At 40.7% G+C, this 17194-nt stretch carries 13 protein-coding genes; 8 read left to right on the forward strand and 5 right to left on the reverse strand.

Features of this window, described 5'->3' with window-relative positions; genetic code table 11:
- The first annotated feature begins 133 nt into the window (after nt 1-133).
- Entirely contained in the window at nt 134-2878 is a 2745-nt protein-coding gene (locus FW757_RS15105) for a TonB-dependent receptor domain-containing protein (RefSeq protein WP_446441392.1), read from the forward strand.
- A 355-nt stretch (nt 2879-3233) separates the two neighbouring features.
- On the opposite strand, the gene FW757_RS15110 is transcribed toward FW757_RS15105, so the two are convergent.
- The 3 genes from FW757_RS15110 to FW757_RS15120 form a co-directional block, all read right to left on the reverse strand.
- Nucleotides 3234-4079 (reverse strand): SMP-30/gluconolactonase/LRE family protein, encoded by an 846-nt coding sequence (locus tag FW757_RS15110; RefSeq protein ID WP_182739977.1) that lies wholly within the window; start codon nt 4077-4079, stop codon nt 3234-3236.
- Nucleotides 4080-4092: 13 nt separating this feature from the next.
- Complete coding sequence (locus FW757_RS15115; RefSeq protein ID WP_149981933.1) at nt 4093-4518, reverse strand: hypothetical protein; 426 nt, start codon at nt 4516-4518, stop codon at nt 4093-4095.
- Nucleotides 4519-4665: 147 nt separating this feature from the next.
- Nucleotides 4666-5574 (reverse strand): LysR family transcriptional regulator, encoded by a 909-nt coding sequence (locus tag FW757_RS15120; protein ID WP_182762525.1) that lies wholly within the window; start codon nt 5572-5574, stop codon nt 4666-4668.
- A gap of 249 nt (nt 5575-5823) precedes the next feature.
- On the opposite strand from FW757_RS15120, the gene FW757_RS15125 reads away from it, so the two are divergent.
- The 4 genes from FW757_RS15125 (at nt 5824) to FW757_RS15140 (ending at nt 10999) form a co-directional block, all read left to right on the forward strand.
- Nucleotides 5824-6951: a zinc-binding dehydrogenase gene (locus tag FW757_RS15125; protein WP_149981935.1), complete on the forward strand. Its 1128-nt coding sequence runs from the start codon at nt 5824-5826 to the stop codon at nt 6949-6951.
- A gap of 463 nt (nt 6952-7414) precedes the next feature.
- Complete coding sequence (locus FW757_RS15130; protein ID WP_446441393.1) at nt 7415-8446, forward strand: NADP-dependent oxidoreductase; 1032 nt, start codon at nt 7415-7417, stop codon at nt 8444-8446.
- A gap of 41 nt (nt 8447-8487) precedes the next feature.
- Nucleotides 8488-9105, forward strand: coding sequence for a glutathione S-transferase family protein (locus FW757_RS15135; RefSeq protein ID WP_182739979.1), 618 nt, complete (start codon nt 8488-8490; stop codon nt 9103-9105).
- A 271-nt stretch (nt 9106-9376) separates the two neighbouring features.
- Nucleotides 9377-10999 carry a methyl-accepting chemotaxis protein gene (locus FW757_RS15140; protein WP_446441394.1) on the forward strand — a complete coding sequence of 541 codons (1623 nt, stop codon included), beginning with the start codon at nt 9377-9379 and terminating at the stop codon, nt 10997-10999.
- Nucleotides 11000-11015: 16 nt separating this feature from the next.
- On the opposite strand, the gene FW757_RS15145 is transcribed toward FW757_RS15140, so the two are convergent.
- Both FW757_RS15145 and FW757_RS15150 read right to left on the reverse strand, forming a co-directional pair.
- Nucleotides 11016-11684 (reverse strand): response regulator, encoded by a 669-nt coding sequence (locus FW757_RS15145; RefSeq protein WP_149981938.1) that lies wholly within the window; start codon nt 11682-11684, stop codon nt 11016-11018.
- Nucleotides 11677-13002, reverse strand: a complete 1326-nt coding sequence (locus FW757_RS15150) for a DUF4118 domain-containing protein (RefSeq protein ID WP_446441395.1) — start codon at nt 13000-13002, stop codon at nt 11677-11679. Before FW757_RS15150 ends, FW757_RS15145 begins: the two co-directional genes overlap by 8 nt.
- 205 nt (nt 13003-13207) lie before the next feature.
- On the opposite strand from FW757_RS15150, the gene FW757_RS15155 reads away from it, so the two are divergent.
- From FW757_RS15155 to FW757_RS15165, 3 genes are read left to right on the forward strand one after another with little or no spacing between them, the layout of a single operon-like run.
- Nucleotides 13208-14662, forward strand: coding sequence for a TrkH family potassium uptake protein (locus FW757_RS15155; RefSeq protein WP_446441396.1), 1455 nt, complete (start codon nt 13208-13210; stop codon nt 14660-14662).
- A gap of 12 nt (nt 14663-14674) precedes the next feature.
- Entirely contained in the window at nt 14675-15328 is a 654-nt protein-coding gene (locus FW757_RS15160; RefSeq protein WP_182718253.1) for a potassium channel family protein, read from the forward strand.
- Nucleotides 15329-15330: 2 nt separating this feature from the next.
- Nucleotides 15331-16695 (forward strand): TrkH family potassium uptake protein, encoded by a 1365-nt coding sequence (locus tag FW757_RS15165; protein ID WP_182739983.1) that lies wholly within the window; start codon nt 15331-15333, stop codon nt 16693-16695.
- Nucleotides 16696-17194 lie beyond the last annotated feature (499 nt).

Raw genomic sequence — 17194 nt, forward strand, 5'->3', positions numbered from 1 at the left:
CCTTAACTTTAAATATTGAAAGAATAATTATTGCAAATACGTTAAAAATGCTTTAAAACTTACCAACACACTGAGTGTACCGACAACGATAAAATTCATAATAGCAAAAAATACATAACCACGGGAACAGACCATGAAACACTGCAAACCTAACTCAATGCGCCCACTCCACCTGCTATCACCAATTGCACTGGCAGTTATTGCCACTACTAGCCCTGCTTTATTGGCCGCTGAACAGCAACAAGTGCAGCAAAAAAAACCTGAAGTAATTACTGTTACTGGCTCGCGAATTCAGCGCACAGAATTAGTTTCAAGTAGCCCAGTAGTGAGTGTTGACGAAGCACAAATACACCTAGATCGCGCGGTTAATGTAGAAGATATTACCGCAAAATTACCACAAGCCGCAGCGGGCGCTAATAGTACAGGTGCAACGGTAGGTGACTCATTTGGCTCATCGACTATTGATTTACGTGGTCTTGGTCAAAACCGAACTTTGGTATTAATTGACGGTACGCGCGCTGTGCCATTTAGTTTTCGTAACTCAGTTGACGTCAATACAATTCCTGCCGGTTTGATCAAACGTGTTGATGTTTTAACTGGCGGTGCGGCTGCTGTTTATGGTGCCGATGCAGTAGCTGGCGTGGTTAACTTTGTGCTTGATGATGACTTTACCGGCGCTGAGTTTTCAAGTAGTTATGAAACAGCTGATGGTGGCAATGAAAAACTTAATTTTGAAGCCATTTTTGGTGGCGATATAGCTGATGGTAGTGGCCATATTACTGGCTACCTTGGTTATTCTGAACGTAAAGAGTTACTTGCTGGTGAACGTGATTATGCCTTAGAGAATGGCGCAACTATGATTAATAGCGGCGGGTTTTACACCGATGTTGCCAGCGGCAACAGTTTAGCGATTAATGATGCAGGGCAAGTCGTGAGCGACCGTCAAACCAGTGACTTTACCGGCGACCGTTATTTAACTCAGCCAATGGATAGATTTTCTGCTGGGTTATTATTTGATGTGGATGCCAGTGACAGCGCAATCATTTACGGCCGCGCTATGTATTCAAAAGTAACCGTTAATGGCGCCGGCGCTAGCGGCCAAACACCTATTCTTGTTAATGAACAAGTAACCCTCACACAAGATAACCAATATATTCCTGATGAACTACGCCAACAACTCACCTTTGATGCTGATGGAAATGCGCTAGTCAATGTTGAGCGTAATTTAGGCCTTGGCGTTCAACATACTGAAGCCGTGCGTGATTCATTACAATTTCAACTGGGTTTAAAAGGCGATATTAACGATTATTTACGTTACGACATTTATGGTCAATACGGTCAAACTGACGAAGTCGCTACAATTTACAACAATGGCTATAAAAATGATAACAGTGGCAATAGTCGCTTTGGCAATATTGCCAATAGCAGCGATATTTTTGATCCTAATTTAGATCTAAATGAATTTAGCGATCCACTGTTATATACCACCCGTGAACGTACTCAAAGTGTATTTGCTGCAACTCTCTCTGGCGATTCTAGTGCCTTATTTGAATTACCTGCCGGTTATGTCGATTTTGCAATTGGTTATGAGTACCGCAAAGAAACGGGCAAGCAAACTCCAGGGGATGCATTTAGAAATGGCACTAGCTTTGCCTCTGTTAGCGCATTTGATATGGACGCCAGCTTCGACAGTAGTGAGTTTTATGCAGAAATTTTAGTGCCGATCTTAATTGATATGCCATTTGCTAAAGAACTTAGTTTTGAAGGTGCTTACCGTATTTCTGATTATTCAAACACCGAAGCCGAAGACACTTATAAGCTTGGCATAAACTGGGCAATTAACGATGATATCCGTATTCGTGCTAATAAGCTCACTGCATTTAGAGCACCAAACTTAGGCGAATTCGCAAGTCCGATCACGGGGTTATCATTAGCTTTATTTGACCAAAATAGTGACCAATTTGTACCACGCTTTGCTGGTCGCTTTAATGGCGATCCATGTTTACTAGGTACGGGGGACGCAGCGCAATGTGCCGCTTTTGGCGCACCACCAGTAGGCACTGAGTATGACTCAACAACAGCCGAGTATACTTACGGCGGTAATCCGAACATCAAGCCTGAGCAAGCAGAATCAGATACTTTAGGTGTAGTTTATACTCCAAGTTACATTGAGGGCTTTGACCTATCACTTGATTACTATAGCATTCGTGTAACCGATGCGGTAAGTCAAATTCAACCTGCTGCAGCATTACAAAGCTGCTATATCGACGATCCAAATCCGAACAACCCATTGTGTGGCGCAGTACTTCGCGATCCTAATACAGGCTTTATTAGCACCGCGATCGTAAATGACTTTAACCTTGCAGCGATTGAACAAGCTGGTATCGATTTAGCAGCCAACTATGTATTTGATGCACCAATGGATTTAGGCGGTCGCTTTAGGCTCTCATACCAAGGTAACTTTGTAACAAAACAAACTCGCCAAAATAATAGCACCGTAGCCGAAGTTGATTGTAAAGGTACTTACGGTAGCGCGTGTTCAGGCGATTTTGCGAGTATCTTACAAGCCGATTATAAACATCGCGCCACCTTTGATTGGCAGCTAGATACCATGAACTTCCAATTAGGCTGGCGCAGAATCGGTGAAGTAGACTATGCTGTAGATAGAACCGAAACAATTTCAGCACAAGACTACATGGACTTTGCTGCATCGTGGCAAGCAACCGACACTATCGCGGTTAACTTTGGTATCGATAACCTATTTGACAAAGCACCACCAACACCTGAAATTGGCGCTAACCACTTTAATACTGTGAGTGATTACAGCGTTATTGGCCGTACAGTGGGCGTTGCAGTTCGTTACTCACCGAGTTTTTAGTTAATCCCAAATTGCTCATAGCAACACAGGATTAAACCCTTAAAGCGCACCCTGCCCGGTGCGCTTTTCATATTAGATTAGTTGAATCAAAACATTTGCTACTCATCTTGCAGATGGACTCTAAGTAACTTATTCACAAAGAAGTCATGAGACGCTGCGCTGATGAGGAAAATATTGACGCCATAAATAGCGACCTACATGGGTAAAGGTTCTAGAAAAGTATCTAGGTGCTAGGATTAATCCGTTGCCCGTCGTATTTCTGGGTGTCCCATTTACCCTTATTCACTTCTCTTTGTGCAAATTAGGGTCTTTAAACAATCACAACTAAGTCAATTCCCACAGAATGTCCGCAGTTTTACTCCACATTTATCACTTCAATCGCACCGCGTTTTTGCATAGTGACAAACAGCTTGGTTTGCTGGTCATTAAATGCCACATTGGTTGGATGCTGCCCTGTTAAAGTATAGGTTTGCAATATCTTACCTGCGGGACTAATTTTTAAAATAACACCTGCGCCATAACGGGCTACATACAGGTTACCTTGGTTATCAACACGCATGCCGTCCATACCATGATCGTCAAATGTGATCAGCGGCTGCTTATTGCTGATGTTTAGCTCACTATCAAGATCATATTGCCAAATAATCCGCTGCACGCTTTCGTTTACGTAGAGTTTACTATTGCTGTTATTAACCGCCACACCATTGGTGGTGCCCATATTCTCTTCTAATAATTGAGTACTGCCATCTGTATTTATACGCCATAATTTGCCGGTAGCATCAGCCCAATTAGGGTCGCTGGCAAACAACACACCGCGTTTAGTTATGGCAATATCATTTGGTTGATTCATGGTTTTATTATGAGCAAAAACCTCAACGCTTTTACTATTAGCAGGCACTTTTAAAATATTATGATTTACATAATCCGCAATATAGAGATTACCTTGGCCATCAAATTGCAAACCATTACCAACGCTGTCATTTGGCAGCTTTAAAAATAAGCTGGCTTTACCATTGTTATCAACCTTACCAATGGTGCCCTGATCAGCAAAATTAACTGCGTATAAATGCTGCTTATAAAAAACAGGTCCTTCAACGCCTTGAGTAAACACATTATCAGGCACAAACTCCTTACTGTGCTGCGCAATACTGGTGGCACTAAAAAGTGCTGCACAGCTCAATCCACAGATCATCGCTTTCATTTTATTATTATTCCTAATTTAAATTATTACTGGTGAAGATGCTCAAAATCGGGAAATTGTCTTCGCCAAACGACAGCGTTAATGTGCGCTGCTCACCATCGTCTAGTTTAATATTGTCAGCCAGAGCCATAGGCGATATTCGTCTGCCATCGGCAAATAACGCCATAATATGTTCAGCCTGTAAAATGCGTGAACCTGACGCGTCATTACGAATTGTCACCACTGCGACTCGCCGGCCTTGCTCACTGCTCATCAGCACAGAGTTAACCACACTGAAATCACTGTTTTTAGGCCTTACTTTCGCATCATTTTCAAAACTAAACTGCATTCCCTGTAACGCAACTTGATCGACCGACAATACTTCATCATTTGCCTTTACCAAACCGCTCACAAAAGCACTGACTAGCAGTGGCAGTAAAACCAACAGTTGTATTTTCATTTCATTCCCTCGCTAACAACATCTATCTAAAGGTTATTTTTAACACAACTTGTGTGCTTTCTCATTTAATTTTTCAATTTCTTTAATAACTAAAAAGATTTTATTAACAGTGCTGTGACGCTAATAGAAAGCTCTATAACTTTGTGCTCAATCGGCTTCTACCTTTATTTTTTGTACCAAAAAATCTACGGCGGCTTTCACTTTTGGTACTAAATATCGCTGTTTTTGATACAACAAATAAATAGCCATATTAGAGTTTTGCGTTACCGCAAGCTGATGTTCAAACTTAAGTTCTTGCAACTCGCCCGACTCAAGGTATGGAGCAAGTGCCCAGCGAGTTGACATTAAAATGCCCTCCCCATTACAGGCTTTTTTACTAAGCCATGCTCCGTTATTCGAAATAACCACAGCAGGCCCTGACACGTCATGCCATTGCTCATCTACTTTGCATAGCCAAGGGGTTGGCCCTAGTGGCGTTTTAAAATAAAGGCCATTGTGATGCTTTAACTCCATAGCATGACTAGGCACACCGTGCTGCTGTAAATAACCTGGTGACGCTACAGGAATAAACTCATTGTCCATCAATTTTATGGCTAACACGCGCTCATTGGGTGCATAACCACCGCGAATAGCAATATCAACATCGTCACGGCCCAATGTCGATAGTTCATCACTGAAGCTAACATCGAGTATAATTTCAGGGTATAACGCATTAAATTCATCTAACAACGGTAGTAATATTTTATCACCAAAACTTACCATCGAACTTATTGATAAGCGCCCCATTGGTGTTGTTTGATAACTGCGCACAGTTTCGTGGCTTTGCTCTAACTGGTTTACTATTTGCTGAACGTCGTTATAGTAAATTTGCCCCACTTCTGTCAGCTTCACAAGCCGGGTTGTGCGTTTTAAAAGCGTTGCTCCTAAGCTTTTTTCTAGATCAACCACTCGTCTTGATAAAGAAGAAGGCGGCACATTAAACGTGCTCGCCGCTTTAGTAAAGCTACCCGTTTCGACAACTTTAATGAAGTACCGTATTGCACGTAGTTGATCCATCTAACTTCTCCTTCTAATGAGCAGTGTTATTGTCTTAAAGACAAAAGTTATTGGTATTTTCTCCTATATATAATCAGATTAAAACAAGTAATAATGTATTCAGCTTAAACGTATGTGTTTTTATTTCATTTACTAGCGTTGTTAGCCCTTGTCAGCTTTGCAAAAAGTAAAAGCTCACATTCAGGTAGTAAATGCTAAGTAATACTTAGCGTTTACACAAATTCATACAAATTTTTAGGAGCGGACATAATGACAGATAAAAATATCCAACTTACTTCAACTATCAGTGAAGATAATAAACTAACGCTTGCCCTAAGAAATATCGATATGCCACAACCTGGTGCCGATGAAGTAGTGATTCGTATTGAGGCTACGCCATTAAATCCATCTGACTTAGGCGTTTTATTCAGCGCCGCTGATATGTCCAGTGCAAAGCAAACTGGTACTGAGCAAAACCCAGTTATTACCGCTGATGTTCCTGCTCAATTTATGCCATCACTTAAAACACGTGTTGGTAAAGCCACACCCGTTGGCAATGAAGGCGCAGGTACGGTTGTGGCCGCAGGCTCATCGCCAGCTGCACAAGCATTAATGGGTAAAACTGTTGCTGTAATTGGTGGTGGTACGTATCGCAAATTTATATGCGCAAATGTGCAAAGCTGCTTAGAATTAAAAGAAGGAACGACGGCTAAAGAAGGTGCGTCGGCTTTTGTTAACCCACTTACTGCATTAGCAATGGTTGAAACAATGCGTGCTGAAGGCCATAAAGCGATTATTCATGCCGCAGCGGCCTCTAATCTTGGTCAAATCCTAAATCGAATTTGTATTGCCGATGGTGTTGATTTAATCAATATTGTACGTAAGCCGGAGCAAGAAAAGTTACTACGTGATATGGGGGCAAAGTATGTTGTTAACTCAAGTAATGATACGTTCCTTGCTGATTTAACAGCCGCAATTATCGAAACCGGTGCAACGATTGCGTTTGATCCAATTGGTGGTGGCCAACTAACGAGTGACATTCTTAACTGTATGGAAGTCGCTGCAACTCGTGACATTACAGAATACAGCGTTTATGGCTCTGACACTTTCAAGCAAGTTTATATTTATGGTGCCTTAAACCGCGGCCCAATTACGCTAAATCGCAACTTTGGCTTTGCGTGGGGTGTTAATGGGTTCTTACTATTTAATGCACTAGGCAAACTTGGTACTAATACGGTAATTGCAATGCGTAAACGTATTGCAGATGAAATTACCACAACCTTTGCAAGTAATTACACCCATGAAGTGTCATTGCCAGAGGCCTTACAATTACAATCAATTGAGGCTTACTCGAAACATGCCACAGGTGAAAAATACTTAATTAAACCGCAAGCGTAATTAAGCATAAAACCCCCGTCTTAATTGTGGGGGGTTAAAATGTAAGAGCAGACACTGATTGCGGTGCCTGCTTTTTATATTCTCGTAATTAAAAAGAGTTAGGCAGCTCTTTGTTTTAGATGTGCTGACTGTGTGGCGCTCATAACTACCTTCAAATGATTTAAAGCTTAAATAATGTTTATCATAATGTTAAACACCCAAGTTAACCACTCAACATGCGCTCTCAAAGTTGTAAGAAAAAACAAAAATTCTGCCAAATGGCAGTAAGCAGAATTGCTGTTGCACAGCTGCAAAAGTGATTCTCCGTATAGCGATAAACTTATCTATGCTAGCTGTTGAATTTATCAAGCATAGCCCTAAGTTCATTGGTTAAGCATTTAATCCGCTGCAGAGACTATAACGACTGAGCATTTAGATTTACAGCCGTTATGCAGCCTTCTTTTAATCAGACAAGGAAAAAATTATGCAAGCTATTTCAAATAAACAATTTACTCTAAAGTCTCGTCCTCATGGTGCGCCAACGCTTGATAACTTTGAATTTAAAAGCGTACAAATGCCTGAACTACAACAAGGTGAAGTATTACTACGCACTATTTATTTATCACTTGACCCTTACATGCGTGGCCGCATGAGTGATGCGAAATCATATGCTGATCCGGTAGAAATTGGCGATGTCATGGTTGGCGCAACCGTGTGCCAAGTAGAAGCGTCTAAAAACGATAAATTTAGCGAAGGCGAATGGGTACTAGCCTATACAGGCTGGCAGGAATATGCGATTTCAAATGGCGAAGGATTAATGCCATTAGGCAAAGAGCCAAGTAATCCATCGTATGCATTAGGTATTATGGGTATGCCTGGCTTTACCGCTTATATGGGGCTACTTGATATTGGTGCACCAAAAGAAGGTGAAACAGTGGTGGTTGCAGCAGCAACAGGCCCAGTAGGTGCAACTGTTGGGCAAATTGCTAAACTCAAAGGTTGTAAAGTAGTCGGTGTGGCAGGCGGCAATGAAAAATGCCAATACGCAGTCGAAAAGCTTGGTTTTGATGCTTGTATTGACCACCGCAGCGATGACTTTGCCAAACAGTTAGCTGACGCATGTGATGCAGGTATTGATGTTTATTATGAAAATGTGGGCGGAAAAGTCTTCGATGCCGTATTACCACTATTAAACACCGCTGCGCGCGTACCATTATGTGGTTTAGTGTCGCAATATAGTGCGACTGAGTTACCACAAGGACCTGATCGCATGGGGGCTCTAATGGGTCAAATTCTCTCTAAGCGTATTCGTATGCAAGGCTTTATTATCTTTGATGATTATGGCCATCGTTATGATGAGTTCGCCACTGATATGCAAAAATGGCTCAGCGAAGGAAAAATTCATTACCGTGAACATTTAGTAACAGGTTTTGAAAATACCGTATCAGCGTTTAACGATATGATTGACGGCAAGAACTTTGGCAAAACGGTAGTACAAGTAAATAAACCGCTTTAAATTTACCCTGCGCAGCAACGGCTGCGCTTTTAAGGATAACTATGATCAAGTTACATCATTTAAATAAATCACGCTCTAAACGTATTATTTGGTTACTCGAAGAGCTAGACGTTGACTACGAAATTGTGGCTTATCAACGCAACAGTGAAACCTTTTTAGCTCCTGATGAGCTTAAAGCGATTCATCCACTAGGCAAATCACCAGTGATTGAGGACAATGGCCAAATAATTGCTGAATCAGGTGCGATCACCGACTATTTGATCAGTAAATACGGTAACGGTAAGTTTGCGCCAAGCCGTGACAGTAAAGACTATATTGACTACCAGCAATGGCTGCACTTCGCTGAAAGCTCAGCAATTTTACCGCTATTATTAAAAATGTTTGTGCAAAAAGATGGCGCTAAAACGCAATTTTTAGAAGGCTATGCCGATGCAGAAACCGCCAAAGTTATTAGTTACTTTAATGACCGCTTAGAAGGTAAACGTTACTTAGTGGGAGACTCTCTAACCGGTGCTGATTTTATGATGTCGTTTATTGTTGAAATTGTTAAAAATGCAGGTCAACTAGCACATTTTAAAAATCTCGTTAAATACGATGAGCAATTACAAACTCACGAGAAATTTCATTCCGCTAACGAGTTAGAGGCAAAGTACGACTAAGTTAGTTTTCGTTTTGGCTGTTTAAGGTGGTTTTACAGCCAAGCGATGCACTCATTCCGGTTCGGTCTATCGAGATAGATTTTTTTAAGCTTTACAATTCAAAAGTGCAGTTGCTCATTAACTTGACTGCTGCACATTAATTGTTCAACATTATTGATACATAACTGATTATTAGAAAAGTAAATTCGTTTTGTAAGTCATTCCACTTAACGAATTACGTTGAGTTATAATCAGCCAATATAAAATCGCACCAAATAATACTGGAAAACATATGACCATAAATATGCGCCTCGCCACTGGTTTTGGAGTGATCTTATTAATGATGCTCACATTAACCATTATTGGCACATCTCAAGTAAGTCAAATTGACAATAATATAAGTGAAATTAACGATGTAAATTCTGTTAAGCAGCGTTATGCTATTGATTTTAGGGGCGCAGTACATGATAGGGCAATAGCAATACGGGATGTGGTGCTATTAACAAATGCTAGTGATTTAAGCGATACGATTAGCTTAATAAATGAGCTCAATAACAATTACCAAATATCGCATGAAAAAATGGCGAGCTTGGTTGATCAAATGACTGATCACGAGCGCTCCCTAATGAAAAAAATTGATAAGATAGAAGAGCATACCCTCCCCTTAGTGGAAAATATTATCGCCGCTAAACGTGCTAATAATATAACGCACGCAACTATGCTATTACTAACCGATGCGCGTCCCTCATTTGTAGAATGGTTGGACAGCATTAATCAATTCATCAATCTGCAAGAACAAACAAATCATAATTTAACGGATAAAACACGTGAGATAACCAGCTCATTTGAGCTATGGATGATTTCATTAACTGCACTGGCTGTTATTATTGGCGCTGTAATTGCCTATATTATTAGTTCAAAAATTAAAAATGCAGTAGGCGGTGAACCTCAAGAAGCAGCAGAAGTAATTGCACGTATCGCTAAAGGTGATTTAACCACTGAAATAAATTCCTGCAGCCCTAATAGTATGATGGCATCAGTTCAAGTAATGCAAAAAGAATTGAAAGCTATCGTCAATAGCATTATTGATTCTTCACAAGAGCTTTCATCTCATTCAGCAAGTGTCGCCTCAGGCTCACAACAAGCACTTTATGCCGCAGATAATCAAGTTACGCTAACTAACTCTGCCGTCACCAATTTAGCCAATATGAGCCATAGCATTCACTCAGTTGCCAGTGCAGTAAAACAAACTGAAGATAATTCAAAAATTACCGCACAATTATCACAACAAGGTAGTCAATCGGTGCAAAAAGTAGCAACCGAAATTGGCGGCATATCAACTACAGTGAAAGCAACAGTCAAACAAGTAAACATACTACAAAATCATGTTAAAAACATTGGTGATATATTAAGTGTGATACGTAGTATTTCAGATCAAACTAACTTACTAGCGCTAAATGCAGCTATTGAAGCCGCTCGTGCAGGCGAATCTGGACGTGGTTTTGCCGTTGTAGCTGATGAAGTTAGGCAACTCGCCCAACGTACAGGTGATGCGACCGGTGATATTGAGAAAATGATTTTACAGATCCAAGATAATACCCAAGCATCTGTCACTGCGATGGAAACCACAGTACCACAAGTAGAAAGTGGTTTATTATTGATGGATGAAGCCAATCAACTACTGCAAGAGATACAACAACAAGCTAATGATTCCTTGGAAAAAGTGCTTGAAATTGTCGACTCAACATCAGTGCAAGTTGCCACTGTGTCAGAAATTAGTTCTGGTGTAGAGGAAATCGCTAACATGTCCAAGGAAACCAGTTTATCCTTAAAAAACAATGCACAAGAAGCAGTCGCATTGGCTGAGTTATCAAAAACACTGAAGCAGTACATTAGCTATTTCAAAGTGAACTAAAGAGCGCTTTAATACTTTAATCTACTAATCTATATCCTACCGCAGGCTCAGTAAGTAAATACTTTGGGCTTGCGGGATTTGCCTCTAATTTTTGCCTTAGCTGCGCTACATGCACACGCACATATTCAGGACGATTTATATATTGCTCTCCCCATATATGGCTTAATATTGCATTATGAGTCAGTACCTTATCTTTATTTTGAAATAATAACAGTAAGATTGCATATTCCTTTTTAGTCAGCTTAACCTCATTGTCACCAACACGCACAATATGCTTATTTGGGTCAATACAAATGTCGCCACATTGCAACGCAAAACTGACTTGATTATTAGTACGCAGTAACACCCGAATACGCGCTAATAGTTCATTGGCGCTAAAAGGTTTAGTAAGGAAATCATTGGCCCCATTATCAAGCGCAGTGACTTTTTCCACTTCACCATCACGAGCTGAAAGCACTAATACCGGTAACTGGCTCCATTGCCTAAACTCCACTAGCCAGTCTTGACCATCCATATCCAAAAGCCCTAAATCTAATAATACAAGGTCATAACTTTGCTCACTTAAAAGTGCAAAACCATCCAGCCCTTTATCACAAATACTCAGCTCATAGCCACTGGCTTGCAGTAAGGTTTTTAAAAAGCTTTGCAACGGCGGAGAATCTTCAAGTATTAAGATTTTAGTCATTATTTTTTATCCAGATTAATTTTGCCAAGGCCATTTCTGTATCGTTATCTATCGTCAGTGAAAATGTGCCTTGATGAAACTTAGCAACCACATCACAAATTAGACTGCCAAGCCCTACACCTTCATCAGCACTTGCCTGTGGCTTGCTAATTAATTTATTGCTCAATAGTAATTGATAACTCACCGCTGACTCGTAACGGCTTTGGGTAAATTCAACAACCACCTCACCATCACCATAACGCCATGCATTTTCGAGCATATTTGCCAGTGCTATTTCTAACAGTGTCACATCGCCTTGGCAGCTCGAATTGGCATCAATATTTGTTGTTACCACAAAATGCGCTAATTGCTGCTGCCTACGTGCTTTTGCTTCGCTTAGCAAAGCTTGCAAGTTAATTGTTTGCCAGCACAGGTTTTCGCCCATTTTATTTACTCGGCTAAGCTCCATCACCTTGTCAAAATGCTGATTAAGAATTTTACTTTGCTCATAAATATTACCGGCCTGCTCTTTTATTATCGCTTCACTGAGTGTGATCTCATCATCGGCCAACATGCTTGAGGCGCCCATAATAGTTGCCAGTGGCGTGCGCAAGTCATGAGATAAACTGCGTAATAATGCATTTTTAGCACGCTCGAGTTCAGCTTGAACTGAAATTGCCGCCGACTGCTGCCTCAGTAAGGTTTTCTCATGTACCTGATACAACAATGAAATTGCGGTATTTACGAAGCTCCTTTGTCCTTCAGACAGTAACGTTGCAAAAGCAAACCCCCCCATACTTTGCTCTTTATCACTTAATAGCATAAATTCACCTGCCACTTGCTGACGCATTTGTTGAAATTGGCAAGTAATGGCCAAATGCTCGCTAATAAGCTGCTGAAAGTACTGCTTTTGCTCATCCAGTGCGTCTAAACTATTTAATCCTTTAGCCAGCTCATACAGTGTTCGACTATTACTCGCGTGTAATTGTACATCTCGCACCTTAGTGTTTAATTCGCCCGCTAACTGGCTGATCATCAGTCCCACAATGAGCATCACGATAAAAGTAACTAGATACTCAATATTTTCAATATGAAAAGTAAAATACGGGGTAACATAAAACCAATCGGTACACGCTACACTGACCAAGGTGGTAATGGCTGCAACGCGTCGGTTACTGCGAACTGCAACCCAGGCGACCCATAACAGCTGTAACATCACAATGTCGGTGGTCGAAAACCAATCTCGTAACGGATAAATCGCCATAACTACAATGATCGGCATTATCACCGCCAAAAAAAATGCTTTATATTTGCTTGGTTTGCCCTGCACTTGATTCATTAACGATTCCTCTGACAATTAACTACATAGGTTACTGCCTTTTCAATATTGCCTCTATAAAGTTTTTATAAAGTTTTTTATCTCATTTATAAAATCTTTATAAAGCTTTGCAGTGCAGCGCTGACTTTACTATTTGATCCCGTATATTCAACTCAACTTTAGTGATTGCGTGTTACCTGCTATAGGTATTTGATAAGGCGTATTGATGATAAATTGGAAAATCACCTTAAGACTACTCGCCTTTCCTATTATTTGGATGGGAGTGGTACAACTGGTCTTTGCAGCGCTTTCATTATTTATTTTTAAAGACCGAGTTATTAGCGCATTTCTTATTCCTGGCGCAACGATGATCTCTGTCGCTTTAGTGCTACTTATCAATTTACGTAAAACTGATCTAACCGCCGCAACATTCAGAGATGCACTTATTTACGCCACAGTAACGTGGATTATAGCCGGTGTGTTAGGCGCCATTCCTATTCTAGTCGTCACTGGCGTTAACTTTAGCGACGCGGTATTTGAGTCAATCAGCGCCTTAACCACCACTGGCGCAACGGTGTTATCAGGGCTCGATAACATGCCTGCTAGCTTTTTATTGTATCGACAATTCTTACAATGGATGGGCGGTTTAGGCATTGTAATTTTTGTAGTGGCTATTTTACCTATGTTGAATATTGGTGGCATGAAATTATTAAAAGCAGAAACACCAGGCCCCATTAAAGACGAAAAATTAACTCCGCGCGTTGCCAGTACCGCTCATTATTTATGGGGCGTTTATTTAGCAATCACCGTACTTTGTAGTTTAGCCTATTATGCTGGCGGAATGAGTTTTTACGATGCGATTGCACATGCCTTTACCACGGTTTCAACTGGGGGCTTTTCAACCCATGATGCCAGTATGTGGTATTACCACAGCCACTTACTGCTGTGGATAGCTAATGTATTTATGCTTGCAGGAGCGATTAACTTTGCCTTGCACTTCAAAGTAGCGCACAAAAGAGCCATTACTAGTTATTATCATGATGAAGAGACGCGTTATTTTATTTATATAGTGGTGCTTTTATCGGTTCTTTTAACCACCATGCTACTGCTTAAAGACAGCTACTCAAATGTACTTGAAGCATTTAGTTTCTCTACATTTCATATTATTTCTTTTATTACCAGCACCGGTTATGGCGCAGCAAGCTTTACTGACTGGCCAGCTGAGGCTGGGTTTTTACTGGTTATTGCCGGCTATCTTGGTGGTTGTGCAGGTTCAACGGCTGGCGGAAATAAAATAATTCGTAACATTATTGTTGGCAAAATGATTAATAACAATATTAAACAGCTGCTTCACCCAAGAGCGATATTTACACTGAAGTATCAAGGATCGCCCGTTAAAGAAGATGTACGCCATGCAATTATGGCATTTATGACCTTTGCTGTTGGTTCAAGCTTACTGTTTACAATGTTGCTTATGGCAACGGGTCTGGATTTTTGGAGCGCATTTACTGCAGTAGCTGCATGCGTCAATGTACTTGGCCCTGGATTTGGTGAAGTTGGCGCTAACTTTCAACCCGTTTCAGACACCGGTATTTGGATACTCTCGGTCGCTATGATCGTGGGTCGGTTAGAATATTTTACTGTTTTTACACTTTTTACTCATAGCTTTTGGAAAAAATAACGAAGGAATACTATGGCACATTTTACAGTTATCGGTTTAGGCCGCTTTGGCATTGCAGCAAGCTTGGAGTTGATCCATTTAGGACACACAGTGACTGGCGTTGATAGCAACCCAAAACTCGCCGAAAAGTATGTTGAGCACTTATCAGAGACAGTGGTATGCGATTCAACAGATGAAGCGGCGTTAAAGGAGCTCGATTTAGCAAATAGTGAAGCGGTCTTAGTCGCGATCGGTGAAGATATGCAGTCCAGCATATTGTGTACCTTAGCACTAAAAAATTTAGCGGTTAAACAAATATGGGTTAAAGCCAGCACCAAAGCGCATCATACGATTATATCAAAGTTGGGTGTCTCGCGTATTATTCACCCAGAAGAAGAAATGGGTGTGCGCGTTGCACAAGCGCTTAATTACCCGATAGTGAACGACTATATTTCATTAGGCAATGGCTTATACGTTGTTGAAGTAAGTATAAAAGCTCACCTACATAAAACAAAACTAGGGCATCTACTCAGAGAAATAAAAGGCACTGTAGACCCTCTATTGGTAAAGCGCGCCAAGCAAACGTTTGTCAAGCTTGATGACGACTTTGAGTTACATACCCACGACACCTTACTGCTATCAGGTAGCCGAGTCGAATTAAACTATCTAGCTCCAAGGCTGTTATAACCATGGTTTTATGGCACCCTCTCAAAACGCCTATTGAGCGCAAAGTCAGTGGGCATAAAAAAATCAATGCTGCACCGCCGCTTATTTTATGCTGCAGCTTTTTGATATTAATCGCACTAGGGGCTTTAGCATTAAAGCTGCCTTTTGCCACCAATGAACCTATTTCGTGGATACAAAGTGCCTTTACTGCAACATCGGCGGTAACCGTCACCGGATTAGTTGTGGTAGACACAGGCTCCGCATTTACCCCTTTTGGCCAAGGGGTGATCGCGCTATTAATTCAACTTGGTGGCTTGGGTTTGATGACATTTGCAGTGGTAACCTTGCTGGCATTGGGTAACAAAGTTGGCTTTATTCAAAAAACAGTAACTAAAGCAGCTTTTAATCAAACAGATACATCAACACTTTTGAGTACGGCAAAATCAGTGTTGCTTTTTGCCATCATTGTTGAGTCACTCGGTGTTGTTATTTTAACGCTGTACTGGCTCCCTGAGCTGGGCTTACAAACCAGCTTTTTCCATGCGTTGTTTTATACCATTAGTGCATTTAATAATGCGGGATTTGCGCTTAGCCCCAACAGCCTAATGCAGTATGTTGACGATCCTGTGATCAATCTTACCGTTACTGGTTTGTTTATTATCGGTGGCCTAGGTTTTACCGTACTCATGGATGTGTATAAATCAAAACGTTGGGCAGCCCTTAGCACCTATAGTAAGTTAATGCTGATCAGCACGGTTATCATCAATATTGTAGCGCTGGTACTGATTTACGTTATTGAATATGACAATCCAAAAACACTGCAACCCTTGTCAGAAGTCGGTAAATGGCTAGCTGCTTGGTTTCAAGCCGTAACACCGCGTACGGCTGGATTTAATACCATTGCTATAGAAGAGCTGAGAAATGCCAGTACCGCATTAACAATGATGTTAATGTTTATTGGTGGAGGCTCACTCAGTACCGCAAGTGGTATAAAAGTAGTGACTTTTGTGGTGTTGATTTTAGCAACTTACAGCTACTTACGCCGCGATAAAGGCGTTACTGTGTTACGCCGAGAAATCGACAAAGAATCTGTATATAAAGCACTGGCTTTAACCCTTGTTTCAGCGGGTATAACATGGCTGGCTATTTTTACTTTACTGATTGTTGAAGATGCGCCTTTTTTAGATGTCGCCTTTGAGGCTGTGTCTGCACTTGGCACTGTAGGATTGTCGCGGGGTTTAACTGCTTCTCTTTCTCCGCTGGGCGAATTTATCATTATGTTTTTAATGTTTATGGGAAGGATTGGTCCCTTAACCATTGCCTACTTTTTAGCGAGTCCTCGCAGTAGGAAACTAAGGTATCCAAGCGCACAATTATCGATTGGCTAAATAGCAGAGCTGGGAGAATCTCAAACTAAATCCCAGCTAATGCTCGCTCAGTGGTTTACTCACCTGATGCCATTTAAAATTCGCCACATACTAACAGACGATTTTCATAGGTTAAAAACACAGATAATAACGCAGACACCCATCTTAATTTCGTAATATGTAGACTAAAAATTGATTGGAAAATAACAAAGACATCCACTGTTAATTTATGGAATACAGCCAAAAATTAACCATGATGGTTTAAGAGCTTGCATAAAGATAATAACACAGACACCAATCTTAATTTCGTAATGTGTAAACTAAAAATTGATTGGAAAATAACAAAGACACCCATTGTTAATTTATGGAATACAGCCAAAAATTAACCATGATGATTTAAGAGCTTGCATAACGAATATGAGGTTGGTTAATGGTTCTGAATTGAATTGAATAAAATTTAACTATCGATACATTAATAAACTAACGACAAAAAAACCTTCAAACCAGCGCTTGCTATGCA

This window comes from Pseudoalteromonas sp. 1181_04 (assembly GCF_052850545.1).

What these genes read in the sequence shown, in the direction of transcription:
- FW757_RS15105 (WP_446441392.1), top strand. Translation starts at nt 134, where the DNA reads ATGAAACACTGCAAACCTAACTCAATGCGCCCACTCCACCTGCTATCA.
- FW757_RS15110 (WP_182739977.1), bottom strand. Translation starts at nt 4,079, where the DNA reads ATGAAAGCGATGATCTGTGGATTGAGCTGTGCAGCACTTTTTAGTGCC.
- FW757_RS15115 (WP_149981933.1), bottom strand. Translation starts at nt 4,518, where the DNA reads ATGAAAATACAACTGTTGGTTTTACTGCCACTGCTAGTCAGTGCTTTT.
- FW757_RS15120 (WP_182762525.1), bottom strand. Translation starts at nt 5,574, where the DNA reads ATGGATCAACTACGTGCAATACGGTACTTCATTAAAGTTGTCGAAACG.
- FW757_RS15125 (WP_149981935.1), top strand. Translation starts at nt 5,824, where the DNA reads ATGACAGATAAAAATATCCAACTTACTTCAACTATCAGTGAAGATAAT.
- FW757_RS15130 (WP_446441393.1), top strand. Translation starts at nt 7,415, where the DNA reads ATGCAAGCTATTTCAAATAAACAATTTACTCTAAAGTCTCGTCCTCAT.
- FW757_RS15135 (WP_182739979.1), top strand. Translation starts at nt 8,488, where the DNA reads ATGATCAAGTTACATCATTTAAATAAATCACGCTCTAAACGTATTATT.
- FW757_RS15140 (WP_446441394.1), top strand. Translation starts at nt 9,377, where the DNA reads ATGACCATAAATATGCGCCTCGCCACTGGTTTTGGAGTGATCTTATTA.
- FW757_RS15145 (WP_149981938.1), bottom strand. Translation starts at nt 11,684, where the DNA reads ATGACTAAAATCTTAATACTTGAAGATTCTCCGCCGTTGCAAAGCTTT.
- FW757_RS15150 (WP_446441395.1), bottom strand. Translation starts at nt 13,002, where the DNA reads ATGAATCAAGTGCAGGGCAAACCAAGCAAATATAAAGCATTTTTTTTG.
- FW757_RS15155 (WP_446441396.1), top strand. Translation starts at nt 13,208, where the DNA reads ATGATAAATTGGAAAATCACCTTAAGACTACTCGCCTTTCCTATTATT.
- FW757_RS15160 (WP_182718253.1), top strand. Translation starts at nt 14,675, where the DNA reads ATGGCACATTTTACAGTTATCGGTTTAGGCCGCTTTGGCATTGCAGCA.
- FW757_RS15165 (WP_182739983.1), top strand. Translation starts at nt 15,331, where the DNA reads ATGGTTTTATGGCACCCTCTCAAAACGCCTATTGAGCGCAAAGTCAGT.